Origin of the sequence: Halorhodospira sp. 9621 (assembly GCF_022228055.1) — a bacterium.
In the GTDB taxonomy this organism is placed as follows: domain Bacteria; phylum Pseudomonadota; class Gammaproteobacteria; order Nitrococcales; family Halorhodospiraceae; genus Halorhodospira; species Halorhodospira halophila_A.
This window is the reverse complement of the sequence record NZ_JAJNRD010000087.1, coordinates 1-1,094: the sequence shown is the minus strand read 5'-3', so window position 1 is coordinate 1,094 and position 1,094 is coordinate 1. Positions and strand designations below refer to the sequence as shown.

At 68.3% G+C, this 1,094-nt stretch carries 1 protein-coding gene and 1 pseudogene; both read left to right on the top strand.

The features are described from left to right. Window positions 1-445, top strand: a pseudogene (locus LRF89_RS13190) (IS21 family transposase); the annotation flags it as partial. Further along, window positions 432-1,094 (top strand): IS21-like element helper ATPase IstB (gene istB, locus LRF89_RS13185; protein ID WP_238637363.1); only part of this gene is annotated, 663 nt, incomplete at its 3' end. The pseudogene LRF89_RS13190 and the gene istB, both read left to right, overlap by 14 nt.

Below are 1,094 nucleotides of genomic sequence, written 5' to 3'. Positions count from 1 at the left end.
CGAGATCGTGGCCACTCATCCAGTGGCCACCGGCAAGGGCCAGACCGTGCGCAACAGCCACCACTACCGAGATCGGGCCCGGCACATCGCCGAGCTGGAGGGGGCGATCGCCGAGCGCGTCGGCGCCGATCTCGGCGAGCGGCTCTGCGCCCGGCTGCGCGCCTGTGATCCGCGCATCTACCGTGATCAGGTCGCGGCGGTCAGTCGTATGCTCGAGGCCAGGCCTTTGCCGCCGAGCGATGTGCTCGAGCGTCTGGCCGAGCGCGAGGGGCTGACGGCCACGCGGGTCCGAGACTACCTCGAGGCCTATCACCGCGCCGAGCAGCGTGGCCGCGATGCAACGCCTCCGCCGTCCGAGGCCCCGGCATCGCCGGTCTCCCTGGCCGCCTACGCGCACCTTGGCCACCCGGGTGGCCAAATGGAGGTGACCCATGAGCCGTCTTGAGCAGACCGTGGGCCGCTACCGCAATCTGCGCTGCACGGCGATCGCCGACGAGCTCCCGCAGCTGCTCGCCCAGGCCGAGGCCAACGCAGCCTCCTACCTCGACTTCGCCGAGCAGCTCGCCGAGCGCGAGCAGCAGGTCCGCGAGCACAAGCGCCTCGACGGCAACCGCCGCCGTGCCCGCCTACCCGCGGGCAAGCGCCTGGAGGCGTTCGACTACCGCCACCAGACGACGATCACCAAGCGCCAGGTCAATGCGCTGCTGGACTTCGGCTTCATCGACAACCGGCAGAACCTGGTGTTCATCGGCCCGCCCGGCGTCGGCAAGACGCACCTGGCCGTGGGCATCGCCGACAAGGCCCTTGATGCCGGCTACAAGGTGCTCTTTCGCAACGCCCTGGAGCTGGTCGAGGAGCTGGAGATCGCCGAGATGAAGGGCGAGCTCAAGAAGAAGATCGCCCAGCTGACGCGCTTCGACCTGCTGCTCATCGACGAGCTCGGCTACCTGCCGATGAGCCGCCAGGCGCGCTACAACCTCTTCCAGCTGGTGCACGCCTTCTACGAGTACCGCTCGCTGATCCTGACCACCAACAAGGACTTCACCGACTGGGGCGAGTTCTTCCACAACGACAACGTCGCCGTCCCGATCATC